The sequence below is a fragment of the Nostoc sp. 'Peltigera membranacea cyanobiont' 213 genome, from assembly GCF_002245975.1.
Classification (GTDB): domain Bacteria; phylum Cyanobacteriota; class Cyanobacteriia; order Cyanobacteriales; family Nostocaceae; genus Nostoc.
Window position 1 is genome coordinate 1 of the sequence record NZ_NOLI01000264.1, and the last position, 4,735, is coordinate 4,735.

Here is a 4,735-nt window from a genome sequence, read left to right on the forward strand (position 1 = left end):
TATATAGGACTCATATTTGATTTTTGAAATACACGTAGGGTGTGTTATGCCGTAGGCTTAACGCACCACCCTTTATGTTTTGGTGCGTTACGGAAGCCGTAACACACCCTACACATACTTAGATTTTTTCAGAAATCAAATACTAGTCCTATATGGAGTTGAGAGTAACAGATAAATTTTCAGCTTCTGGCTTCACGATCGCAACTGCTGCGATCGCACGTTGCCAAGTTAATTTTTTTGTAGTTTCATCCCAATGCCAGCGTAATAAGTTAGCGGATTGACTCTTAATAATTCCTGGTAAACCAATCGCTTTTCTAGGTGCATTAGTAGCTAAAGCGATCGCACTTTCTACGTCACAAATTCCCCACTTCACCAAATTTTGCACTCCCACCAACAAGGGTAAAGTCGTCCCCGACAAAGTGCCATCGGCTAGTCGTGCCGTACCGTTTTTAACTTCAATTTGCCGACTATCCCAAGGATACACGCCATCGGGTAGCCCCAGAGGAGAAAGAGCATCGCTGACGAGGAACAGTCCTTGTTCTCGATCGCTAGCGCGAAGTAAAATTTGCAGCATCGTGGGCGAAACGTGTTCGCCATCAGCAATAAAACCACACATTACATCAGGATGGATAATTGCTGCCCCTAATAAACCTGGTTCGCGGTGATGTAATGCTGGCATGGCGTTGAAAGCATGAGTTACCATCGTTGCCCCCTGTTTAAAGGCACATTGCGCTTGGGTAGATGTTGCCTGAGAATGCCCTAAACTGACAATGATTCCCAGAGAACGCAAATATGGAATTACTTCGCCAGTGAAATCTAATTCTGGTGCTAAGGTGATGACTTTCACAACATGGGCATAATCACCCAAAACCTGCTTTACCCGATCCATTGTCAGAGGTAAAAGATACTCTGCTGGATGTGCGCCGCGCTTTTGCAAATTCAAAAATGGCCCTTCTAGGTGTACTCCCAGAATCTTTGCACCTGCTGGTTGATTGGGAAGAAATTCAGCAATAATAGCAAGCGATCGCTGAATATTTTCTACTGAAGTTGTCACAAGTGTTGGTAAAAATCCATCTACCCCAACATCCCACAAAAATTGTGAGATTTTCTGGAGTTTATGAGCATTTTCAGCCGTCAAATCAGGAAATGCCAATCCCAAAGCACCGTTAATTTGCAAATCAACGCCACCCAATGAAATCCAGTCGCCAGCAACATTTATTATGGATGCACGGCTGCGTGCTTCTAATGTACCCATCGGCAAGATTTGCTCAATTATGCCCTGTTGGTTAACCAAGAGCATCTGCAAATCTTTATAACCAGGCACTCTAGCATTGATAATATCTACAGGATTTTCTATTACTTGGGTCATCACACTAACGAGAAGATAGCTAAATCTGATTTTAGATGCAACCAATATCAATAAATCAATTCAAACAACGCCAATAGATGAGATGATTATCGGCATAACCTACCTCAAATAATTTTGAATTTTAAATTTTAAATTTTTAATTATTATGACTCCCCTAGTTGGTATTATCATGGGCAGCGATTCGGATTTGCCCACTATGAAAGACGCGATCGCAGTTTGTGAAGAATTTGGCGTTGAAAGCGAAGTGGCGATCGTTTCTGCTCATCGTACTCCAGAACGCATGGTGCAATACGCTCAACTTGCACACCAACGCGGTATTAAGGTGATTATTGCCGGTGCCGGCGGTGCTGCTCATCTACCGGGAATGGTAGCGTCTTTAACTCCACTTCCTGTCATCGGTGTTCCTATACCCACCCGAAACTTACAAGGTGTGGATTCTTTGTATTCTATTTTACAAATGCCTGCGGGTATTCCTGTGGCAACAGTGGCGATCGGTAATGCCAAAAATGCCGGACTTCTAGCAGTACAAATCCTCGCAACTCATCAACCAGAATTGCTAGAAAAAGTGCAACAATATCGCCAAACCTTATGTGAATCAGTAGTTGCAAAGCAAGAAAAACTAGAACAACTAGGCTACGAGCAATATTTACAGCAGATGTTTTCAGGTAATTCGTAATGGGCTACGCTAAGGATAAAAGGATTTGGTGCGTTAGCGACAGCGTAACGCACCCTACTAGCGTGTCAAGACTAAAATGTTGCAATAGATTTTTGAGAAAATTGAGATAAATCAATACTTTCTGCTTTATTCTTAATGCACTATTTTAAGCTTGACACGCCACTACGTATCTGTTCAAAAATCAAACCGGATTCCTATAACTGTTTACTGTTCACTAATAACTCTTAAGCAAGCCTTTACAGTCTGAGAAGCACGCAAGAACGTGAAGGCAAAAGTTGCTACAGCCTGCGCGAAACACCGAAACGTCTTGGCAGAAGCTCCTACAGAGAAGACGGAAGTTGCTACAGCCTGCGCGAAACACCGAAACGTCTTGGCAGAAGCTCTTACAGAGAAGACGGAAGTTGCTACAGCCTGCGCGAAACACCGAAACGTCTTGGCAGAAGCTCTTACAGAGAAGACGGAAGTTGCTACAGGGTAGACAGAAACAGTTATCACTTATACCAATTTAAAGAACGATCGCCACAGATGTAGCGTGTGTTATCGGCGAAAGTACACCACCGCAAATCTTTGATGGTTGCGTTAGAAGATTTATCCGTGGGGTTTCCCCGTGTCCTCTTCACTTGCACCAAAGGCGATCGCAGTGATTAAGATTATAATTTTCACCTGCATCAAAAGCGATCGCGCTGACCGACAAAAAACCCATAAAAACAGTGTTTTGTCAATACTAAGTAGAACGACTTGAAAAAAACAAACTATGTAAAGTAATGTAACTTTAGCGAAAATCAGTTCGTAGTAAGGACTTTAGTCCTGATTTGAGAACTTTAGTTCTCACTACAAACCTTTAATTATTTACCCTGTTCTACTTAATTAGATGAGTTTGCCCTAGCTAGGCGATAATCTGAAAATCGCTGGCATTCAGTGCGGGGCTGCCTTGAATGGTGGCAAATCGAGTGAACCTCAGTGACAAAGGATTGTCAGAGATGTAGTTCAAGCCTCCCGTCTCTAAGTTGTAAACAATTACTTGTTTGGCGATCGCATTGACTTGTTTAGCGATCGCATTGACTTTTTTGGCGATCGCATTGACTTGTTTAGCGATCGCATTTACTTGTTTGGCGATCGCATTGACTTGTTTGGCGATCGCATTGACTTGTTTAGCGATCGCATTGACTTGTTTGGCGATGCCTACGGCTGGCTACGCCTACGCATTTTGTGAAGAAGCAATCTCCAACCCTTGAATTTTTACTGATTATTATGTTATGATTTTAAGATTTTTTAAAGTTGGATATTAGTACACAACCAATCTACAGCTTATTAACAGGTTAATCAAGGGTTCCTACGAAAGATCCTACCAAACCCACTTTTCCCACCTAACCGAACAAATACTGTTATTGCCAAGTATGTAGTTCAAAAATTCGTATAAAGATTATTTGATACAGTCACTACCTCTGCTACTTGACTAAATCTCTGACTTTTCCTGTTACGGTAATTGAAAAAGAGGCAGGGGGACAAGAGGTGAGAACTTGAAACAAGTCTTTTCCCTTGTCCCCAATTCTCCTTGTCCCCAAGTCCTCTTCCCAATGTCACATGCTCATGAAATTCTAAGATTGAAGCGATCGCTCCAGAATCAATACAGCATTCTGAAGTATCTTGATTCTGAGAACTTAGTCAAAAATTGAGAGCGACAACATCCATGTGTCAATTGCTCGGAATGAATTGCAATGTTCCAACGGATATTTGCTTTTCTTTTGAAGGGTTTTCTGCACGGGGAGGAAGAACAGATCATCATAGCGATGGTTGGGGCATTGCTTTCTTTGAAGGAAAGGGATGTCGGATGTTTTTAGATGCCCAGCCTTCTATTGCTTCTCCGGTAGCGGAGTTGGTGCGGAGTTATCCTATCCACTCAACCCATGTCATAGCCCATATCCGCAAAGCTACTCAGGGTGAAATTGCCCTACACAACTGTCATCCTTTCCGCAGAGAATTGTGGGGTCAGTATTGGGTGTTTGCCCACAATGGTAATTTGCCAAATTTTGATCCCGAAAATTTGGGTTTTTATCAAGCCGTAGGTGATACAGATAGTGAAAAAGCATTCTGTATGATGCTAGAAACATTGCGATCGCGCTTTCCTGATGGTAAGCCTGACATCAAGAAACTTTACCCTGTACTAAAACAAATTAGTGATGCGATTGCACATATAGGTATATTCAATTACTTATTGTCTGATGGAGAACACTTTTTTGCTCATTGTTCAACCAACCTCAGCTACATTGTCCGCCAAGCCCCCTTTGCAGCTGCCCATTTAATCGATCAAGACATGACCGTAGATTTTCGGGAAGTGACTACCGAACGCGATCGCGTTGCTGTCATTGCTACCACACCTCTCACTGACAACGAAGTTTGGACGCGAATCCAACCAGGAGAATTACTAGTTTTTCAGGATGGACTACCCCTGGAATATGTATTCAGCTAAGAATCCGATCTTGTTAGCTAATTCAAAAATTAACCAGAATTTTCCCATTTAGAAAGTATCTAAATGGGTTTTGTTTTTCCTACTTTTCATATTGAGTAAATAGAACGACTGGGAAAAACAAAACTATGTTAATAAAATTAAAGCCCACATTCCGCACCCTAACTGTCACAAAGGGGTTTTTACGGAGGATTTTTCTCGATAAAAAGAGTAAAATCAGACA

General features: G+C 42.0%; 5 protein-coding genes. 4 read left to right on the plus strand and 1 reads right to left on the minus strand.

Going from position 1 to position 4,735, the window contains the following annotated elements; genetic code table 11:
• Positions 1–148: 148 nt before the first annotated feature.
• Positions 149–1,369: an N-acetylglucosamine-6-phosphate deacetylase gene (nagA, locus tag CDG77_RS33480; protein WP_094333468.1), complete on the minus strand. Its 1,221-nt coding sequence runs from the start codon at positions 1,367–1,369 to the stop codon at positions 149–151.
• 145 nt (positions 1,370–1,514) lie between these two features.
• On the opposite strand from nagA, the gene purE reads away from it, so the two are divergent.
• The 4 genes from purE to CDG77_RS33500 all read left to right on the plus strand — a co-directional run bounded on the left by purE (position 1,515) and on the right by CDG77_RS33500 (position 4,515).
• Positions 1,515–2,045, plus strand: a complete 531-nt coding sequence (gene purE, locus CDG77_RS33485) for a 5-(carboxyamino)imidazole ribonucleotide mutase (RefSeq protein WP_094333469.1) — start codon at positions 1,515–1,517, stop codon at positions 2,043–2,045.
• A gap of 262 nt (positions 2,046–2,307) precedes the next feature.
• Complete coding sequence (locus CDG77_RS33490; RefSeq protein ID WP_094333470.1) at positions 2,308–2,523, plus strand: hypothetical protein; 216 nt, start codon at positions 2,308–2,310, stop codon at positions 2,521–2,523.
• 543 nt (positions 2,524–3,066) lie between these two features.
• Entirely contained in the window at positions 3,067–3,258 is a 192-nt protein-coding gene (locus tag CDG77_RS33495; protein ID WP_094333471.1) for a hypothetical protein, read from the plus strand.
• Between the two features lie 477 nt (positions 3,259–3,735).
• Complete coding sequence (locus CDG77_RS33500) at positions 3,736–4,515, plus strand: class II glutamine amidotransferase (RefSeq protein ID WP_094333472.1); 780 nt, start codon at positions 3,736–3,738, stop codon at positions 4,513–4,515.
• Positions 4,516–4,735 lie beyond the last annotated feature (220 nt).